The organism is Sphingopyxis sp., assembly GCF_040216815.1.
Classification (GTDB): Bacteria; Pseudomonadota; Alphaproteobacteria; order Sphingomonadales; family Sphingomonadaceae; genus Sphingopyxis.
In genome coordinates this window covers 1-17,275 of the sequence record NZ_JAVJOJ010000011.1, presented here as the reverse complement: position 1 = coordinate 17,275, position 17,275 = coordinate 1, and the positions used below count along the sequence as shown (strand labels likewise).

Annotated in this window: 14 protein-coding genes, 1 tRNA gene and 3 pseudogenes; 11 read left to right on the top strand and 7 right to left on the bottom strand. The window is 63.7% G+C overall.

Annotated features, from left to right (window positions below):
* Nucleotides 1–71 precede the first annotated feature (71 nt).
* Entirely contained in the window at nt 72–2,867 is a 2,796-nt protein-coding gene (locus tag RIA72_RS15150; RefSeq protein ID WP_350032904.1) for a TonB-dependent receptor, read from the bottom strand.
* Nucleotides 2,868–3,124: 257 nt separating this feature from the next.
* Here RIA72_RS15150 and RIA72_RS15145 point away from each other — a divergent pair, with 257 nt between their 5' ends.
* From RIA72_RS15145 to RIA72_RS15135, 3 genes are read left to right on the top strand one after another with little or no spacing between them, the layout of a single operon-like run.
* Nucleotides 3,125–4,504, top strand: coding sequence for a pectate lyase family protein (locus tag RIA72_RS15145; RefSeq protein ID WP_350032903.1), 1,380 nt, complete (start codon nt 3,125–3,127; stop codon nt 4,502–4,504).
* Nucleotides 4,501–4,896: a cupin domain-containing protein gene (locus tag RIA72_RS15140; protein ID WP_350032902.1), complete on the top strand. Its 396-nt coding sequence runs from the start codon at nt 4,501–4,503 to the stop codon at nt 4,894–4,896. The genes RIA72_RS15145 and RIA72_RS15140 overlap by 4 nt, the downstream gene beginning before the upstream one ends.
* Nucleotides 4,893–5,864: an alpha/beta hydrolase gene (locus RIA72_RS15135; protein ID WP_350032901.1), complete on the top strand. Its 972-nt coding sequence runs from the start codon at nt 4,893–4,895 to the stop codon at nt 5,862–5,864. The genes RIA72_RS15140 and RIA72_RS15135 overlap by 4 nt, the downstream gene beginning before the upstream one ends.
* Nucleotides 5,865–5,967: 103 nt before the next feature.
* On the opposite strand, the gene RIA72_RS15130 is transcribed toward RIA72_RS15135, so the two are convergent.
* The 4 genes from RIA72_RS15130 to RIA72_RS15115 form a co-directional block, all read right to left on the bottom strand.
* On the bottom strand, nt 5,968–7,395 hold the full coding sequence (locus tag RIA72_RS15130; protein ID WP_350032900.1) for a carboxylesterase/lipase family protein: 1,428 nt from the start codon (nt 7,393–7,395) through the stop codon (nt 5,968–5,970).
* Nucleotides 7,382–8,389, bottom strand: coding sequence for a sugar kinase (locus RIA72_RS15125; RefSeq protein WP_350032899.1), 1,008 nt, complete (start codon nt 8,387–8,389; stop codon nt 7,382–7,384). The genes RIA72_RS15130 and RIA72_RS15125 overlap by 14 nt, the downstream gene beginning before the upstream one ends.
* Nucleotides 8,390–8,454: 65 nt before the next feature.
* A complete protein-coding gene (gene kduD / locus RIA72_RS15120) occupies nt 8,455–9,210 on the bottom strand; it encodes a 2-dehydro-3-deoxy-D-gluconate 5-dehydrogenase KduD (RefSeq protein WP_350032898.1) in 756 nt (251 codons plus the stop codon).
* 1 nt (nt 9,211) lies between these two features.
* Entirely contained in the window at nt 9,212–9,865 is a 654-nt protein-coding gene (locus RIA72_RS15115; protein WP_350032897.1) for an RpiB/LacA/LacB family sugar-phosphate isomerase, read from the bottom strand.
* A gap of 219 nt (nt 9,866–10,084) precedes the next feature.
* Between RIA72_RS15115 and RIA72_RS15110 the strand changes: the two genes are divergently transcribed.
* The 3 genes and pseudogenes from RIA72_RS15110 (at nt 10,085) to RIA72_RS15100 (ending at nt 11,857) form a co-directional block, all read left to right on the top strand.
* Nucleotides 10,085–11,134: a LacI family DNA-binding transcriptional regulator gene (locus RIA72_RS15110; RefSeq protein WP_350032896.1), complete on the top strand. Its 1,050-nt coding sequence runs from the start codon at nt 10,085–10,087 to the stop codon at nt 11,132–11,134.
* A 57-nt stretch (nt 11,135–11,191) separates the two neighbouring features.
* A pseudogene (locus tag RIA72_RS15105) lies at nt 11,192–11,436 on the top strand (transposase); the annotation flags it as partial.
* A 345-nt stretch (nt 11,437–11,781) separates the two neighbouring features.
* Nucleotides 11,782–11,857: transfer RNA gene (locus RIA72_RS15100), tRNA-Thr, on the top strand.
* Nucleotides 11,858–12,089: 232 nt separating this feature from the next.
* On the opposite strand, the pseudogene RIA72_RS15095 reads toward RIA72_RS15100, so the two are convergent.
* Together RIA72_RS15095 and RIA72_RS15090 are read right to left on the bottom strand one after the other, a co-directional pair.
* Nucleotides 12,090–12,242, bottom strand: a pseudogene (locus RIA72_RS15095) (transposase); the annotation flags it as partial.
* Between the two features lie 62 nt (nt 12,243–12,304).
* Nucleotides 12,305–13,035: pseudogene (locus RIA72_RS15090) on the bottom strand (IS5 family transposase).
* A gap of 125 nt (nt 13,036–13,160) precedes the next feature.
* Here RIA72_RS15090 and RIA72_RS15085 point away from each other — a divergent pair.
* The 5 genes from RIA72_RS15085 to RIA72_RS15065 all read left to right on the top strand — a co-directional run.
* A complete protein-coding gene (locus RIA72_RS15085) occupies nt 13,161–13,361 on the top strand; it encodes a hypothetical protein (protein ID WP_350032895.1) in 201 nt (66 codons plus the stop codon).
* Between the two features lie 300 nt (nt 13,362–13,661).
* Nucleotides 13,662–14,243, top strand: coding sequence for an NAD(P)H-dependent oxidoreductase (locus tag RIA72_RS15080; RefSeq protein ID WP_350032894.1), 582 nt, complete (start codon nt 13,662–13,664; stop codon nt 14,241–14,243).
* 139 nt (nt 14,244–14,382) lie between these two features.
* Nucleotides 14,383–15,669, top strand: a complete 1,287-nt coding sequence (locus RIA72_RS15075; RefSeq protein WP_350032893.1) for an MFS transporter — start codon at nt 14,383–14,385, stop codon at nt 15,667–15,669.
* A 100-nt stretch (nt 15,670–15,769) separates the two neighbouring features.
* Nucleotides 15,770–16,786: a hypothetical protein gene (locus RIA72_RS15070; protein WP_350032892.1), complete on the top strand. Its 1,017-nt coding sequence runs from the start codon at nt 15,770–15,772 to the stop codon at nt 16,784–16,786.
* Between the two features lie 105 nt (nt 16,787–16,891).
* Nucleotides 16,892–17,275, top strand: a 384-nt coding sequence (locus tag RIA72_RS15065; RefSeq protein WP_350032891.1) for an acyl-CoA dehydrogenase family protein, incomplete at its 3' end; no start/stop codon positions are given.

The following is a 17,275-nucleotide window of genomic DNA, read 5'->3' as shown; positions in this document are numbered from 1 at the left end:
GTTCCTCTCGCAAAAGAAAGGCCCGGCCCTCGCGGACGAAGACCGGGCCTTTCCTGGGACTATCATCAAACTCAGATCTTGAAGCGCGCTCCGAACAGGAAGGTGCGCCCATAATGGTTGTTCTCGTAGTTCCGGTTCGCTTCCAGGTCCGTGAAACGATAACGATAGTCGTCGGTCAGGTTCGTGCCCTCGATCGACAGTTCGATATTCTCGGTCAGCTGGTAGCGGATCGACGCGTCGACATTGAACGAGCTGCCATAGCCTTCGAAGACATTGTTGTTGCCGCTCGTGCTGTCGTTGAACGCGCTGCGCCATGCGGCCGAGGTACGGACAGAGAATTTGCCATCGTCATAATAGATGGTCGCGTTCCAAGCCCGCTTGGCGAGGCCGAGCAGCGGCTGTGTATAGGTGCCGTTGGGCTGCGCCTCGAGCCGGTTTGTGACCGGGTTGTAGGCGAGCGGACCCGCGATGCTGTAATCGACGTCGCTCTTCACGAACGTCGCGTTGCCGAGCACCCCGAAATGGCGGAGCGAGTCCGAAAAGACCGAGAAAGGCAGTTGCAACGAGAATTCCACGCCCTTCAGATTCGCCCCCGGACCGTTGCCCGTCGTACGGAACTCGAACTGACGGTTGGGATCGGCGCCGCCGACAACGGCCGTGTGCGCGGGCGTTCCCGGCGTCAGCAAGGAAGTCGGAAGACCGCTCGACGCATAGGTGCCTTGCAGCGAGGTCGAGATCGGGAAGCTCACCACATCCTTCGCGAACAGCGCCACCGACGCCAGCGCGCCCGGCGCGAAATACCATTCGGCCGCGAGGTCGAAGGTCGTTGCGCGATAGGGGTCGAGGAACGGGTTGCCCGACGATATACGGAAGTTGAACTGGTCGACCGAACCGCCCGGAGTCAGGCTGCCCAGCGTCGGACGCGTGATAACCTTGGCGATCGCGCCGCGCAGGATCAGATTCTCGGTCGGGTGCAGGTTGATATTGAACGACGGGAGCCAGTCGTCATACGTCCGGTCAACCGTCACGAATGTCCCGCTGGTGAAGCCCGACGAGCTCTGATCGGTCTTCACATAGCGCACACCAGCATTGCCCGTCATCCGCATTCCGAAAATGTCGGTTTCGAACTCGGTCATGAACCAGCCGCCATAGGTCTTTTCGGTGACCTCGCGTTGTTCGCCCTGCTGGAGCGCGGCGGGGCGGTTGTAGAGGTCGATGAGCGCCGTACCTGCCGCAAGATCGGGGACGATCCATGCGTTAGTGTTGCCCGCGGGCTGCCCTGCCTTGCCGAGCTTGAACAGCTCGGAGATGTCGGCCGTGACCGGTAGGCCGCCGGTGCCGGGCGCGCAGGGGAAGGCCGCGCAGTAAGTGCTGTCGCGGCGGAAGCCGACCGTTTCAAAATCGAACTGACGATAGAAGCCGCCGCCGAGCAGCTGGAAGCCGTCGGAAACGTCGAGTTCGAAATCACCGGCAAAAGTCTGGAACTTGTTGGTCAGGAAGGACGGGCGATCGCGGAATTCGGCAAGAACGAACGAACTCGGGTTTTCGATACCCGCGCCAAAGGTCAGCAGCGGGAACTTCATATCGCTATAGTCGTAGCGATAACCGGTCGCATCGGTGTCGTCGAACGCGAGCGTCGTTTCGACGGGGATGTCGGCGTCCGAGCGCGAGAAACCGCCGAGCAGCTTCACGCGGAACGTGTCAGTCAGAGCCTGCTCGATGCGCCCCGACAGCTGATAGAATTCGGTCTCACTTTCGCGCGAATAGCGTTCGGTGCGCACATAGACGTTGTCGAGATCGGCCGAAATCAGATTATTGTTGCTGTCGATCACATAGTTGGAAACGTCGATGCTGCGTTCATTGGAGCGCAGAAGCACCTCGCCCCAATATTCGTCGCGCGTTTCCTTGAACTTCGAATAGAGGCCGTCGATCGAGATCTTGGTATTCTCCGACGGCTCGAACTGGATCGACGCGGTCGCGCCCAGACGCTCGCGATCATGGCTGACCAGGCCGTACCGCGGAATGCGCGGATGGAAGGCTTCGGCGACGTCGATACAGGCCTGCGACGGATTGGCGACGAAGTTCGATCCCGTCATACAGGTCACGCCGTCGACGCGGCGGAACGGCGCCTGCGCCCAGCGCACACTGTTGTTGCCAAGTTCGTGCGTCGTATAGTCGGACCAGGCGACCGATGCCGAAACGCCAAAAGTGCGGTCGGCATTCGTCCAGGCGATCAGCCCGGCGACGCGCGGATTGACGTCTTTCGTCAGGTCATTGTAGCGCGCCTGCGTCGAAGCGACGACGGTGAAGCCTTCCTTGCCGCCGAGCGGATTGCCCGTGTTGAGATCGACCACGGCGCCCAACGACCCTTCGTCGAGCGATGCCGACGCGGTCTTGTGGACAACCAGCGACGTAAAAAGTTCGGACGCAAAGACGTTGAAGTCGAACGCGCGGTCGCGGTTGGCCGAGGCACCATCGGTCGATGTCGCGATCGTTTCCATGCCATTCAGGCGAACGCGCGTGAATTGCGCCCCCAGACCGCGAACGGTGATGGCACGGCCTTCGCCCGCGTCACGCTGGATCGAGATGCCGGGAATGCGCTGCAACGATTCGGCGAGGTTCTGATCGGGGAATTTGGCGATGTCTTCGGCAACGATCACGTCGATCGCTGCGGTCGAATTGCGCTTCTGGTCGAGCGCCTTGTCGAGCGAGGCACGGAAGCCGGTGACGATAATCTCGTCCTCGGCCGCGGGCGCTTCATCGACTGTGTCCTGTGCCCAAGCCGGGGACACTGCCATCGCGGCAAGCGATGCGCCGCACGCAAGCCGGGTCAAAATAGGTGCGCTTCGCCCCATATGGTTAGCCATTTTCATCCTCCCTTATCGCCCCGCGCCCTTGCCCATGCAAGAAATGACACCGGTTACTTTAGCAATCGCAACGAATCGATCGATTCGTCCTGTTCAAATTTTTCGAAGAGTGACGTCGGCAGCCTGCGCTGTGCGGCCAACCGGGGCAATCGCTCTCCCATCCGCAATTTTCTCGTTGACCGATTGAGGTAACCGGTGTCAGAAAGATTGCGGATTGTCACGCCATTGTCAATACCCAAAGAAGAAGGATGGACAGGATGCTCAAAAACCCTTGGTTGGCCGCGCTTTTCCTCGTGTGCGCGGTGCCCGCTGGCGCAGCGCAGGCGGCCGACGTGGCCGCGACAGCCTTTCCCGGCGCCGTGGGCCCCGCCGCCGTCACCCCCGGCGGGCGCGGCGGGCAGATCCTCCGCGTGACGACGCTCGCACCCGATGGGCCGGGATCGCTCAAGGCAGCGATCGACACGCCCGGTCCCCGCATCGTCGTGTTCGAGGTCGGCGGCGTCATCGACATGGGCCGCGAATCGCTGGAGATCAAACACCCCTATCTGACCATCGCCGGTCAGACCGCGCCCGGTCCCGGCATCACGCTGATCCGCACCGGCATCGACGTCAAAACCCATGACGTGATCATCCGCCACCTGCGCGTTTATACGGGCGTCGACGGCCAGCCGAAGCGCAGCGGGTGGGAGGCCGACGCTTTTTCGACCGTCGCCGCGCACAATGTCATCGTCGACCATTGCACCTTTCTGTGGGCGATCGACGAGAATATGTCGGCATCGGGGCCGCGCTTCACCGGCAAGACGGTCGACGAATGGCGCAAGGGCACCAGCCACAATATCACTTTTTCGAACAATCTTGCCGCCGAAGGCCTTGCCGACGCGAGCCATCCGAAGGGCGAGCACAGCAAGGGTTCGCTGATCCACGACAATGCGACGGGCATCGTCTTTTACCGCAACGTCTGGGCGCATAATGTCGAGCGCAACCCGCTGATAAAGGGCGGCGGCCAGGCGCTGATGATCAACAATATAATCTACAACCCCCAGCACCGCGCGGTGCATTACAACCTGATGAACCTCGAGTGGGTCGGGCACGACTATGTGACGGGGCAGATTACCGCGATCGGCAATGTGATGCGCGGCGGCAACGACACCGACGAGGGCCTGCCCTTTCTGATGCTCGGCGGCGACGGCGACCTTGCATATTATGGCAAGGATAATCTGCACGTCGACCGCCACGGCAAACCGCTCCCTGAATTCGGCCGCTATGGCGAAACCGAGGCGAAGCTGGTCCGCGCCAAGGCGCCGCTCGCTCCCATTACCGACTATCGCATCCTGCCCTCGCGCGCGGTCGAAACCGCGGTCCTCGCCACCGCGGGGGCGCGGCCCTGGGCGCGCGATGCAGAGGAAATCCGGGTGCTGTTCTTCGTCGCCGAGGGGCGCGGCGAAGTGATCGACGACGAGCGTGAGGTCAGCGCCTATCCAAAGGTCAAGCAGGCCGTCCGCGCGCCTTTTGTCGAGGCCGAATGGGATCTGGCGACGATGGAGCCCAGATCAGGGCGCTATCCCGCGCAGACTGCGCCGCTGCCGCAGGAGCAACTGTCCGAGCGCGACCGCGCTTCGCGGGGGCAGGCGCAATGAGCGCGCTTGCCGCCCTGCTGCTCGCAGCCGCCCCGGCGATGGTCGTGATCGACGAAAGCGAAACGGTCCGCGAAGAGCCCCCGCCGCACGGCGCGATCGGCATGTCGACCGCATGGCGGATCAGCGATCATGTCCCCGCGCCGCGCAGCTTCGAATTTCGCAAGCGCGCGCTGCACGTCGGCGCGGCGATCGGCGTCCACCCGATTTCGCACGACGAAATCTATTATGTCGTGTCGGGAACCGGCATCGTCCTTTCGGACGGCGAGGAGGCCGAACTCAAAAGCGGGATGGCGGCGTGGCTGTACAAGGGCGCCCAGGTCGGCATCCGCCAGACCGGAAGCGAGCCGCTGGTGCTGATCATCGCCTATCCCAACGAAAGGCCCACACCATGAGGGTCAGGCGCCGCACGCTGCTCGCAGGTGGCCTCGCCCTGCCCTTCGCCAGCGCGGCCGCGCGCGAGGTTTGGACGCGTCCTGCCGGACTTGCCCCCGACACGAGCATCGCTCTATGGCCCGACGGACATCTGGCGCCGCCCGCGGGACTTGTCGAACGAACGGTCCAGCGCAGCGACGACCCGCAAGCCAGCGATCGTATACTCGAGCATATCACGCGCCCGCGGCTCGACATTTTCCGCCCTGCAAAGCCCAATGGCGCGGCGGTCATCCTCGCGCCCGGTGGCGGCTATCGCTATGTCGTGGTCGATAAGGAGGGCTATGAACTGGCCCGCTGGCTGACCGCGCGCGGGGTCACGGTTTACATCCTTTTCTATCGGCTGCCCGGCGACGGCTGGGCGAACGGCTCCGACGTTCCGCTCGCCGATGCACAGCGCGCGGTGCGGCTGGTACGCAGCCGCGCGGCGACCGACGGTATCGACCCGGCGCGTGTCGCCTTCGGCGGCTTTTCGGCAGGGGGTCATGTCGCGTCTAGCCTGCTCACGCGGTTCGATGCGGCGGTGTACAACGCTGTCGATGCGGCCGACAGCCAATCCGCGCGCCCCGACGCGCTCGCCGCCATCTATCCGGTGGTGTCGATGGATGCGGAGGTCGCGCACCCCGGAAGCCGCGAAAAGCTTCTCGGCCCCGAACCCGACGTCGAGCGCGTGCAACGCTATTCGCCCGACAAGAATGTTCGTGCCGACCAGCCGCCGCTCTGGCTGCTCCATGCCGAGGACGACAGCGTGGTGAGGATCGAGAACGGCCTGCGCCTGTATCAGGCGACGCGCACCGTCGGTGCATCGGTCGAGGCGCACTGGTTCGCGCGCGGCGAGCATGGCTTCGGCCTGATGAAAACCGCCGGGCTGCCTGTCGCCATCTGGCCCGAATTGCTGTGGAACTGGTTGGGATCGCAGGGAATCGCCTGATCCCGTCCGTCATCCCGGCGCATGCCGGGATCTCACCTTCGGGACCCGATGCACCGGCGGGATCCCGGCCTTCGCCGGGATGACAAGAAAGGGGTGCAGCGCGTTACGTCCCCGGCTGAATATAGGGCACGCGCGCGAACAATTCGCGTTCCCACTTGCGCGGGTCGTTTTCAACGCGGCTGACCGTATCGAAAATCATCGTCGCGCGCCGGTTCAGATCATAGGCGGGCCAGCCCGGATCGCCTGTGCGCGCGAAACGGACAAAGGCGTCCATCATCCGCTCGCTCATCGCCCGCTGCGCGGGACTCGCATCGGGCGTGGTGCCGAACGCAAAACCGATATCGTCGGTGTGCTTCGCCGCCTCGAAATCGAGCTGATAGACAAAGGCAGGAACCCCGGCGCGCGCCCGCGCCTCGGCCTCCTCGACCTGCCCGCGCCAGCTGCGCGCCGCAGTGACGATGCGGTGGAAAAGGTCGAGCGGCGAGGCATCGGGATAGCGCGCGCGAAACTGCGTCGCCACCCATTCGGGATGAATGTCGATCCGCATCTCAGGCGCGATGCGCGCGGCAAGATTGTCGAAGGTCAGCCCGCCAAGCTGCTTTCCGTCGGGCGCGTAAAAGGCACGCGTCTCCATCACCGTATTGCCGAGCATCATCGGGATGGCGCGCGACTGCGGCGCGGCGTCGGGCCAGAAAGGATGGCGCATAAGGTGCTTCATATCGAGCACCGGGCCCATATAGACGCCCCCGCCGAGCACCGGGTCGATGGCATGCAGCGCGTCGACGAGCACCGCAACGGGCGCCGTCGCGGGATCGACGCCTGTGCCCAGCTCGGCAAGAAAGGCCTCGGCGCGCTTCGCGGCGTTGAGCGGCCCCGACACCGTCACCTGCTGCCCGCTCATCGTGATCGCCTTGTGGAACAGCCCCTCGGCGGCGGGCATCGCCATCAGGGTCGCGATCTTTGCGCCGCCGCCCGACTGGCCAAAGACGGTGACATTGGCGGGATCGCCGCCATAGGCCGCGATATTGCGCTGCACCCATTGCAGCGCGGCGATCAGGTCGAGCTGTCCGGCATTGCCGCTGTCGGGGAAGCGGGCCGGCAAATAGAGATAGCCGAGCGCGTTGAGGCGGTGATTGACGGTGACGACGACATCGCCGCGCGCCGCGAGCGCCGCGCCGTCGTTGATCGGATCGGTTACGCTGCCGGTCGAATAGGCGCCGCCGTGGAAATAGACCATGACGGGACGCCGAGCGCGTGCCTCGGCCGAGGGCGTCCAGACGTTGAGGAAAAGGCAGTCTTCCGACTGCGGCTGGTAACGGTCTCCCCGTTGCGGACAGGCGGGACCGAAAGCCCCGAGCGCCTCGCGATTGTCGAGCAGCGCGACCGGCGCCGCAAAGCGCTCGGCTGTGGCGTAGCGAATGCCTTTGAACGCCTTCACCTGCGGAGCGGTGTGTGCGAACAGCGGCGGGGCGAACGCCGCCACGGCGCCCGCCGCGAGCAGCGCGCGGCGTGTCGGCCTAGCGCCGGACATCAAGCCCGCCGCCATGGAAAGCGTCGATATCGCCCTGCCCGAAGCGGCTCGCATCGCCGGGAAGCGAATGTTTGAGGCAGGTGAGCGCAAGTCCGCTTTTCGCCATCGCCTCGGCGTCGCCGCCCGCAAGATGCGCGTGAAGCACGCCCGCGGCAAAGGCATCGCCCGCGCCGATGCGGTCGACGATGCCGGTCACGTCGATCTCGCCCGTCTGGTGCGCGCTGTCGCGCAGGTCGACGCGCGCCGCGATGCGGTGATGGTCGGCGGTCACCGTATGGCGCGCGGTCGAGGCGATGAGGCGCAGCGACGGGAAAGCGGCAAAGCCCGCCTCCGCCGCCTCGCGCCGCCGGTCCTCGCCGTCGCCGCTGAACTCCTGGCCCAGCACGAGCGACAGGTCGCGGTGGTTGCCGAACAATATCTCGGCGCTGCCAATCAGTTCGGACAGGATGGCGCGCGGGTCGCTGTCCCACGCCTCCCACAGCATCGCGCGGTAATTGCCGTCGAAGCTGACCGGCACGCCAAGCCTTTTCGCTGAGCGCGCCGCGCTGAGCGCCGCCTCTGCCGGGCGCGGCCCGAGCGCCGGGGTGATCCCCGAGAGGTGCAACAGCCCTGCGCCCGCGAGCAGCGCATCCCAGTCATAATCCGCGACCCCGCTCGCCGCGAAGCTCGATCCCGCGCGGTCATAGACGATTTCCGACGAACGCAGGCCCGCGCCGACGCTGAGGAAATAAAGCCCCATGCGCCCCGGACCGGTGGTAACGGCGGTACAATCGACGCCTGCGCCGCGCACCGCCGCCACAGCCCCGCGACCCAAGGCATTGGGTGGAACCCGGCTGATCATCGCGCAAGAATGACCAAGATGCGCAAGGCCGATGGCGACATTCGCCTCAGCCCCGCCGACATGAAGATCGAGCGAGGGGGATTGCATCAGCAATTCATTGCCGGGCGCGGTCAAGCGGATCAGCAATTCGCCGAAAAAGACCAGCCTGCCCATCCCAACTCCCGTTTACCGACCCACTCGGCGCTCGACTTCTTATCGTATCTTTGAACCCGTGGACGCTAGCGCGCGAGCCAACCCCCGTCGACCGCCAGGATATGGCCCTGCACATAATCCGACGCTTTCGACGCGAGGAAGACCGCCGCGCCGCCGATATCAGCGGGGTCGCCCCAGCGGCCCGCCGGGATACGCTCCATGATCTGGCGGTTGCGCGTTTCGTCGGCCTGCAGCGCCGCGGTGTTGTTCGTCGCGATGTAACCCGGCGCGATCGCATTGACCTGGATGCCCTTCGCCGCCCACTCGTTGGCAAGCAGCTTGGTCAGGCCGCCGACGCCCGACTTCGACGCCGTATAGCTCGGCACGCGGATGCCGCCCTGAAAGGTGAGCATCGAGGCAATGTTGATGATCTTGCCGCTACCCCGCCCGATCATGTGGCGCCCGACCGACTGGCAAAGGAAGAAAAGCGTCTTGAGATTGGTGTCCATCACCGCATCCCAATCTTCCTCGGTAAAATCGACCGCGTCGGCGCGGCGGATGATGCCGGCATTGTTGACGAGGATGTCGATGCGCCCATATTCGGCGATGACCGCATCGACGAGCGGCTGCACCGCTGCGACGGCCGACAGATCAGCCGAAAAATTTGCCGCCTTGCGGCCGAGTGCGCGCACCTTGTCCACCGTCTCGGTCGCAGGCGAGCGGCCCGCGGCGGCAACATCGCCCCCCGCCCCGGCGAGCGCGAGCGCGATGCCCTGACCGATGCCGGTGTTGGCGCCGGTCACGAGCGCGACGCGGCCCGTAAGATCGAACTGGCTTGTCATGTCAGGCGAGCGCCGCTTCCGCCGACACGCTCTTCAGATAATCGCTGATCGCCTCGTCCTGCGAATTGGCATAGAAATAGTCGGCGAAGTGCTCGCCCGCGATCGCCGCGCGAAGCAGGTCCTGATCGACATTCTTGAGCACCGTCAGCATGTCGTGGTTGGTCACCGCCTTCAGATCCTTCAATATTCCGCGGTTCTTGCGCATGATTTCGGCGCGTTCTTTGGGATAGCCAAGGCCCGATTCGCCGTCGAACAGCTTGCGATAGCAATCCTGCAGGTTGAGTTCCGCCGCCCAGCCGAAGCCCTTGGCATAGGGCATCGAAATCGCATTCCCATCGTTAATCTGGGCAAAGAGGAAAGCGTCGGTCGGATCGATCACGAGGCCGCAGAAAACACCCGGCATCGCATTGCACGCGAGCATCGAGCCCATGCCCGTGCCGCAGCCCGTCACAACGAAGTCGGCGGCCTTCGAGTTGAGCAGAATGCCGGCCAGCAAGCCGTTCATGATATAGGTCAGCGACGCCTTGTCGTCGGCCGAATACATGCCATAGTTGAACACCTCATGCCCCAGCGGCTCGGCAACCGCAGTCAGCGCCTCGTGAATGATGCCGTTCTTTGCGGCCTGGCTGTTTTCGGTAATCAGCGCGATCTTCATGATCCTGCTCCTTTGCTGGGTTTGCCAGCGGATTAATCATTTTGGTAACCGGTGTCAATGATCTTGGCATTCTCGATACGACGCACCAACTCCCGACACCGGTATCAAATATTGCCGACTAGCGCGGTCGCGGTTGATTTCACCGCGCCGAGCGCCCATCACAGGCGCGACAGAGGCTCGGGCGCAATAATCCTGACTTCACAAGGGGAAGACGCGTATATGGCGGCACAGGGTAAGGGGCCGGGCGGCAAACAACCGACGATCAACGACGTGGCGGCACTCGCCGGGGTGTCCAAAAAAACCGTCAGCCGCGTCATCAACCGGTCCGAATTTCTCACTGAAAAGACGCGCCGCGCGGTCGAACAGGCGATCGAGACCCTGGGCTTTGTTCCCAACCCGCAGGCGCGGGCGCTGGCGTTTCGGCGCAATTTCCTGATTGCGCTCCTCCACGACAATCCCAACGCCCAGACCGTCCTTAATTTTCAACAAGGCGTGCTCGACGCCATCAAGGACAGCGACCTGGCGCTACTCGTCCGCCCGGTCGATCGCGGCTCGGATCAGATGCTCGCCGATGTACGCACCTTCCTTGAAAAACAGCGCCCGATCGGCGCCCTATTGCTGCCCCCCATTTCGGAAAATAACGATCTGGCGGCGCTGTGCGAAGATCTGGGTGTCCGATATGTGAGGGTGGGTTCGGCGCCGCTCGACGATGCCAGGCATTGCGTGTCGTCGAACGATCGCGAAATCGTCGCCGACACGGTGCGCGGCCTCATCGCGCTCGGCCATCGCCGCGTCGGCTTTGTACGCGGACCGCAGGGTTTCCGTTCGGCTGCCGAGCGCGAAAAGGGCTTTATGGAGGCGCTGGCCGAGGCGGGGATCGACCTTCCCGCCGCCTACAATGCGGCGGGCAATTATCGCTACGCCAGCGGGATCGAGGCGGGCGAGACCTTGTTGTCCTTGCCCGAACCGCCGACCGCAATCTTTTGTTCGAACGACGAAATGGCCGCCGGGGTCATGAGCGTCGCGCATACCAAGCGCATCACCGTTCCAGACGCGTTGTCGATCGTCGGGTTTGATGACAGCCCAACCGCGACCCATATATGGCCCGCGCTGAGCACGGTGCGCTGGCCGATCCGCGAAATGGGGGTACGCGCGGCGAAGACCCTGGTTCCCGACTTTCTGCCGCTCGCCGGCAAGATCGAAGACGACGAAGCGGCGGTGCTGCCATCGACCTTCATCCAGCGTCAGTCGGTGGCGGCGGCAAAGTGACGAGTAAAGCCGAGATGTAGCACAGACTGGGCCGCCGCCGGTTCGGTGGACACCGAGATAGGATGTTTCCGCCTATCGGAGGTCCACAATGTACGGAAGGAAACTCAGCCGCAGTTCAAGCTTGAGGCGGTGAGGATAGTCAGCGAACGCGGGGTAACGATTGCGCGGGCGTCGCGCGATCTGGATGTGCATGCGAACGTGCTGCGTAAATGGGTCCGGGAGTTCGCCGCCGATCCGGGTATGCCCTTCCCGGTCGCGGCCAGAGGAAGCCGGAGCCGATCGAGATCGATCGCCTGAGGCGCGCGCTGGCGGACCGACTCACTCACCCTCCAACGCCTCCCGAAACTCGACGACCGGCTTCGGGTTGGAACCACGCTTCTCTTGGGGTCGACTCACGCCCTCCGCGGCATTGCAGTCGTCCTCGATTGGCGGCCGTTCAGCCAGTCTCGTGGAAACCGTGATAAATTGCTGAAATTGCTTGAGAATCAGCGCTAAAGGGCAGACGCCTATTTTCAATAGGGAAATGCGGCACGGCCGAGCCGAAAAGACCGAGCAGCGCCGGGGAAGGCGGACATTATGGCCGCAATCAGATTCTGCGCCAGGATGCTTGTCTTCCTCCCGACACGCTGGTAGAGGCGCCCCTCGTTGCCGCTTTAGCTCAGTTGGTAGAGCACATCATTCGTAATGATGGGGCCACAGGTTCGAGTCCTGTAAGCGGCACCACAAATGCCATAATTCAATTACTTAGAGCAGATGCTCTTCTTCCGGGACCTGCTGTGCACGGTCGAGAGGCGCCGCCTGAATCAGAACGGCTCCCTTCTCATCTCCACTTGGGGGCCATGCCCCACAGCGCAGCGACGCGCGTGGCCGTCAAGCGCGCGAAGAAATGCGCCGAACTCTTCGGGCTCCCCATGCACGGCATTATGCTGCTGCTTCGGGGCGATCGGCGTCCCACACAGAAGCGGGGTCGGATCAGCCCATTGCGGTTGACGAAGATAATGCCGCTCAAAACCCGCCGGTCATCGACACGCTTGCGGCCGTGGCTCTTCGGAAAATAGGGCTGAAGCCGAGCCATCTGCTCGTCCGTCAGCCAGAATAAATCGCTCAAATTCAGACTCCTTCGTGGTCGCCTGAATCACAGCCATCTCCGCAAATCAATGGGTCCTGACCCTAGGTTTCGTGGACAAAGGGCAACCACAGCAAAGCTGAAGCGAGGCTGACAAAGCCGAGGTAGGAGCTTTTGCTCTTGTCGTAACGGGTGGCGACGCGGCGCCAGTTCTTGAGTTTGTTGAACAGCCGCTCGATCTGGTTGCGCAGGCGATATTTCCGTTGATCGTGCAGGACTGGTGTGCGTCGCCCCTTCTTCGCCGGGATCACGGCTTGGGTGCCCGCGATGGCGATCTCGGCGCGGATGGCGTCGGCATCGTAGCCGCGGTCGGCGAGCAGGGCATGGACCTGGTCAGCGATCATGCGGAACAGCGGGCCGAAGCCCTGCACATCATGGGCCTGCCCCGGCGTCAGCACGAAGCCGAGCGGGCGGCCTTTCGCATCGCATCGGGCATGGAGCTTGGAGGTGAAGCCGCCGCGCGATCGGCCAAGCGCCTCGGTTTGCTGAGGCCCCTTTTTATGCCGACCGCACAATGGTGCGCCCGGACGACTGTACTGTCGATCATGTCGGCGGTGCGATCCCGCCCGGCCATCTCGGCCAAGGTCTCCAGCATCGCGTCGAACACCCCTGTTTCGACCCAGCGCCGGTAGCGCCGGAAGACGCTGTTCCACTTCCCATATTCATCGGGCAGGTGGCGCCATTGCGATCCGGTTCGCGCGATCCACATCATCCCCTCAAAATAGGGCCGATTATCGCCCGCAGGTCGGCAGCCGCGTCCTCGCTCTGATGGCAAAAGCGGGCCGATCAGTACCCATTCCTCATCCGAAACACCGATCCGTTCGCCCAAGTCTGCCTCCCAAATAGCAGCCCTGAATCAATCCGGAGTCACCCAGTCAAGCTTTGTCCACAAAACCTAATATGATGCAGCTGATCGCCACAGGTATTCATGTCTTCATGATCGAGGATCTGCAACAGTTCGCACCAGACAGTATTTTCGGGCAGCGCGTTGATCAACAGGCCTGCCTTCACGCGGCGCAGGCTCAACCGGGAAAGTTAGAGGCGATCGATCGATATCTCGCACAGCGAACCGAGGGCGATTTTCTAACCCGAGCCGACTAGCCCATACTCCTCGTCGGGCATCAGCGAAGACCTATTTGAGCGCTTGCCGAGCTCGCCTTAATGGAGATCGATGAAAATCACGCCGAACATTGGCTACCGAGCGACGGACATTTGACTATCCGCCTTGACCGGCACGACGGGACGCTGTTTGCCGACTCCATATTGGTCGGGCTGATCGCTTGCAGCCAAAGGGCGACCCAGCTGATCCGATTTTGCATTACGGAATCAACATCGCGTTATACGATAATTATCTGTTATCGTATAACGCCCTACGGCACCTATCAGCAAGGAAAGTTGGCGATGCAGATATTGATCGTGCAGGCCCAGCCCGATGCGGCGTCCTTTTCCGCCGCCGTCGAGGCGGCCTTCACCAAAGGCGCAGAAGCCGCCGGCCACTCGGTCGATGCGGTCAATCTGCCCAACGACGGCTTCTCGCCCGGCTTCGGCCAGGCCGACCTCGACCATTACCACGGCAAGGCCCCGGTTCCCGACGACGTGCGCGACCATCAGGTGCGCGTCGATGCCGCCGATGCGCTGGTCCTGGTCTTCCCCGTCTATTGGTGGTCGTTTCCGGCCGTTCTCAAGGGCTGGATCGACCGCGTCTTCATCGGTGGCTGGGCGTTCAGATTCGAAGAGGGCAAGGTTGTCGGCACCATGCGCGACATTCCGGTCTATCTGCTCGGCGTTGGCGGCGGCGGCAACGACGGCTATACCAAGCACGGCTATTACACGGCCTTCGACACGCAGGTCACCACAGGAATCTTCAAATTTTGCGGCATTCAGCGCATTCACGCGCATCTCCTGCTCGACGTCGAGAGCGGTGCCGAATATCGCGATGCCCATCTCGAGACGGTAGAGGAACTCGGCCGGTCGATCGCCTAAGCGGCCGATCGGCCCCGCAGCCGCACGATCGTGGTTATGAGCTTGCTCCGTGCCAAAATATCGTTAATTATCGACTTTCTTGCCGGTCCTGCGAAGCGTTTCAGCGCTGCCCGACCGGCGGGACGGGAGATGAAAAGAAATGGACGACGCTCGGATTTTGACGGCGGGACCGCCGCAGCCGCGGACCGGATTTTATTTCGGCTGGCGTATCGTCCTCGCCATGTTCCTTACGACCATGATGATCTACGGCAATACGCTGTTCGGTTTCATCATCCTGGCCGATCCGCTGGCAAGAGAGTTTGGCTGGTCCTCCGCCGCCACCGGGTCGCTCGTTTCGGCAATGTGGTTGATCGCCCCGCTGGCACTGGTGATCGCACCGGCCATCCACCGGTTCGGCGCCTTCACGATATTGATCGGCGGACTGCTGCTACAGGTCGCCTGCCTCGCGCTGGTCGGGAGTATCGACAGTTTCTGGCAGCTCTATCTGCTGCGCGTCGTCATGGGGGTCGGGAAAGTCGTCTCGATCGTCTCGGTGCCGGTGATGGTGACGACATGGTTTTCGCGCCGTTTCAGCACGGCGATGGCGCTGGCCTGGTGCGGCGGATCCTTCGGCGGCTTCGTCATGGCCCCCGCGACCGAGCGGTTGCTGTCGTTCATGGACTGGCGCGAGGCGGCGCTGTCGCTCGGCGCGCTCATGGGGGTCGCCACCCTTGTCATTTTCCTGCTGTGCCGCGGTGCCCGCAATCCCGCCGCCATCGGGCTCGGACTCGATGGCGCTCCGCGGATCCTGCCCCTCGACCCGGCGGGCGGCCCGGACGAGAGCGCCGCGCCGAAGGTGCAGGCTTCCGAGCTCAGGTCGATCAATTTCGTCACGGCCGCAATCATGGCCATCGCACTCATGCTGAGCGGGGTCGGCGCCTTGGCGGCGATGAGCCAGGTGCCGTCGCTGATGGAAGCAGGCGGCATTTCGGTGCAACTGGCCGCCACCTTCCTCGGCCTGACCGCCGCCTCCTCCGCCGCCGGCCAAGTCATCATCGGATGGCTTCTCGATCGCTGGAAGCTCGGTCTTTGCAACTGTCTGGTCGCCTTTCTCCTCGCCGCGGGTCTCGCAGCTCTCATTCTCCTCCAGCATGATCATGGCGTTGCGGCGGCCGCCGTCGGGGCGCTGGCGTTCGGCGTCGGCATCGGCGCGAACGAGATGCTCTGGATCACCCTCACCAAGCGGCAGTTCGGGTCGCGGCTCTTCGCCTACACCTATGGGGGTTGGAGCTGCGCGCTCGCAGCGGGCTATGCGCTGGGCGGCCCTGTCGGCGGCTGGGCGTTCGACCGCTTGCCGCCGGCATCCTTTCCCCTGCTGATCATGGCCTTGTATCTGCCGGCGCTGACGATCGCCGTCTGGCGACCCGGCAAACGCGATCTTCCATGAGAGGAGGTGCCGTCCTCCCGGATTTGGCCGGGCCTGCGAAGCCCCGGCATAGCGGCGCGCCCGCGCTTCGGCGCTCCTTGAACCATGAAAGCATAGTCCGATGAAGCCCATTCTCCTTATTGGCGGCCACGGAGTTACGGGCCGGAAGACAGCGCAGCAGCTCCGTCTGCGTCATCCGCACGTCCCACTCGCAATCGCCGGGCGCAACCTTGCGACCGCGCAGACCTTCGCCGACGAACTCGGCAACGCGGTGGCCTATGCGGCAGACATCAGCGGAAATGTCCCGAACCTTGGCCTGCCGCATGGCGCGTTCAGCGCGATGGCCGTCTTCCTGATGGACGAGACCGGCGACGCGCTGCGTTTCGCGAGCGATCATGCCATTCCCTATGTCGCCGTCACCGGCGGCGCATTCGAGATGGGCCTGCAATTCGCGATCGGCATGCATGCCATGGACGACTGCTCGGTCACGATCGCCTCCAACTGGTTCTGCGGCGGCGCGCTGATGGCGATCCTCGCTCTCTGCGGCGAGCTTTCGAGCGTCGAGGCGGTCACGGCCGGTATCGTGATCGACCGCAACGACGGTCCGTCGGGGCCTGCGACACGCGCCGACTTCGAGCGTATCCTCGGCACCTGCACCAGCATGCCGCTGCGCGCGCACGGCATTTATAAATGGGTCACCGGCGAAGCAGGAAAGGCCGACTACATCGGCACCGGCGGGCGCAACCTCGAAGGCACGCCGGCGGTCTCGGTCGATGCGGTCGCGATCGGCGCGGCGACCGGCGCACGCGATGTCGCGGTCCTCGAAACCTGGGGCGCTTCGCTATCGTGGCTGGAGGAACGGCTTTCATCCGACGAAATCGTTATCGAGGCATGCGGGACCGCAAGGGACGGAAGCCGCGTCGTCCTCCGGCAGGAAGTGGTGGCGCCGCGCGATACCGCGCCGATCACGGCGATCACCATCGCGATGCTGCTCGACGGGGCGGCCGGGCTGTCGTCGGGTGTTCCGCTCGCGCCGGGCATTTATACGGCTGAACGCGCGCTCGATCCGGCAAAGGCGGCGGTGTGGATGAAGCAGGCCGGGGTCCGGTTCGGCCCGGTCTCGGTCTGCTCCGCCTGATCCCGGCTTCCGACCGCCAGCCACCCGAAAGAAATTGGAGACCATGATGAGCAGGAAACATTCGGTGGCGATCTCGCACGCGCGCACAGTCCGGGGTCTCGTGGCATGACCATATCCGATCATGCGCTCGCCATCGCCGCGAAAGTCGAAGCCTTCGTCCGCGAAACGGTCATCCCTTATGAAAAGGACCCGCGCCGTGATCATCATGGCGCCCCAACCGACGAGCTGGTGATGGAAATGCGCGAACATGCGCGCGCCGCGGGTGTGCTGACCCCACACATTCTCGGCGACGGCAGCCACCTCAACCAGCGCGAAACCGCGGTCGTGCTGATCAAGAGCGGCCTTTCCCCGCTCGGCCCGCTGGCGTGCAACACGATGGCGCCAGACGAGGGCAATATGTACCTGCTCGGCAAGGAGGGCAGCCCCGAACTCAAGGAACGGTTCCTGAAGCCGATGGTCGCGGGCGAGGTTCGTTCGGCCTTTTTCATG

Excerpts from the sequence above, each read along its gene's own strand:
- RIA72_RS15130 (WP_350032900.1), bottom strand. The coding sequence starts at position 7,395 with ATGTCCGGCGCTAGGCCGACACGCCGCGCGCTGCTCGCGGCGGGCGCC.
- RIA72_RS15075 (WP_350032893.1), top strand. The coding sequence starts at position 14,383 with ATGGACGACGCTCGGATTTTGACGGCGGGACCGCCGCAGCCGCGGACC.
- kduD (WP_350032898.1), bottom strand. The coding sequence starts at position 9,210 with ATGACAAGCCAGTTCGATCTTACGGGCCGCGTCGCGCTCGTGACCGGC.
- RIA72_RS15080 (WP_350032894.1), top strand. The coding sequence starts at position 13,662 with ATGCAGATATTGATCGTGCAGGCCCAGCCCGATGCGGCGTCCTTTTCC.
- RIA72_RS15140 (WP_350032902.1), top strand. The coding sequence starts at position 4,501 with ATGAGCGCGCTTGCCGCCCTGCTGCTCGCAGCCGCCCCGGCGATGGTC.
- RIA72_RS15135 (WP_350032901.1), top strand. The coding sequence starts at position 4,893 with ATGAGGGTCAGGCGCCGCACGCTGCTCGCAGGTGGCCTCGCCCTGCCC.
- RIA72_RS15145 (WP_350032903.1), top strand. The coding sequence starts at position 3,125 with ATGCTCAAAAACCCTTGGTTGGCCGCGCTTTTCCTCGTGTGCGCGGTG.
- RIA72_RS15125 (WP_350032899.1), bottom strand. The coding sequence starts at position 8,389 with ATGGGCAGGCTGGTCTTTTTCGGCGAATTGCTGATCCGCTTGACCGCG.
- RIA72_RS15110 (WP_350032896.1), top strand. The coding sequence starts at position 10,085 with ATGGCGGCACAGGGTAAGGGGCCGGGCGGCAAACAACCGACGATCAAC.
- RIA72_RS15150 (WP_350032904.1), bottom strand. The coding sequence starts at position 2,867 with ATGGCTAACCATATGGGGCGAAGCGCACCTATTTTGACCCGGCTTGCG.
- RIA72_RS15115 (WP_350032897.1), bottom strand. The coding sequence starts at position 9,865 with ATGAAGATCGCGCTGATTACCGAAAACAGCCAGGCCGCAAAGAACGGC.
- RIA72_RS15085 (WP_350032895.1), top strand. The coding sequence starts at position 13,161 with ATGATGCAGCTGATCGCCACAGGTATTCATGTCTTCATGATCGAGGAT.
- RIA72_RS15070 (WP_350032892.1), top strand. The coding sequence starts at position 15,770 with ATGAAGCCCATTCTCCTTATTGGCGGCCACGGAGTTACGGGCCGGAAG.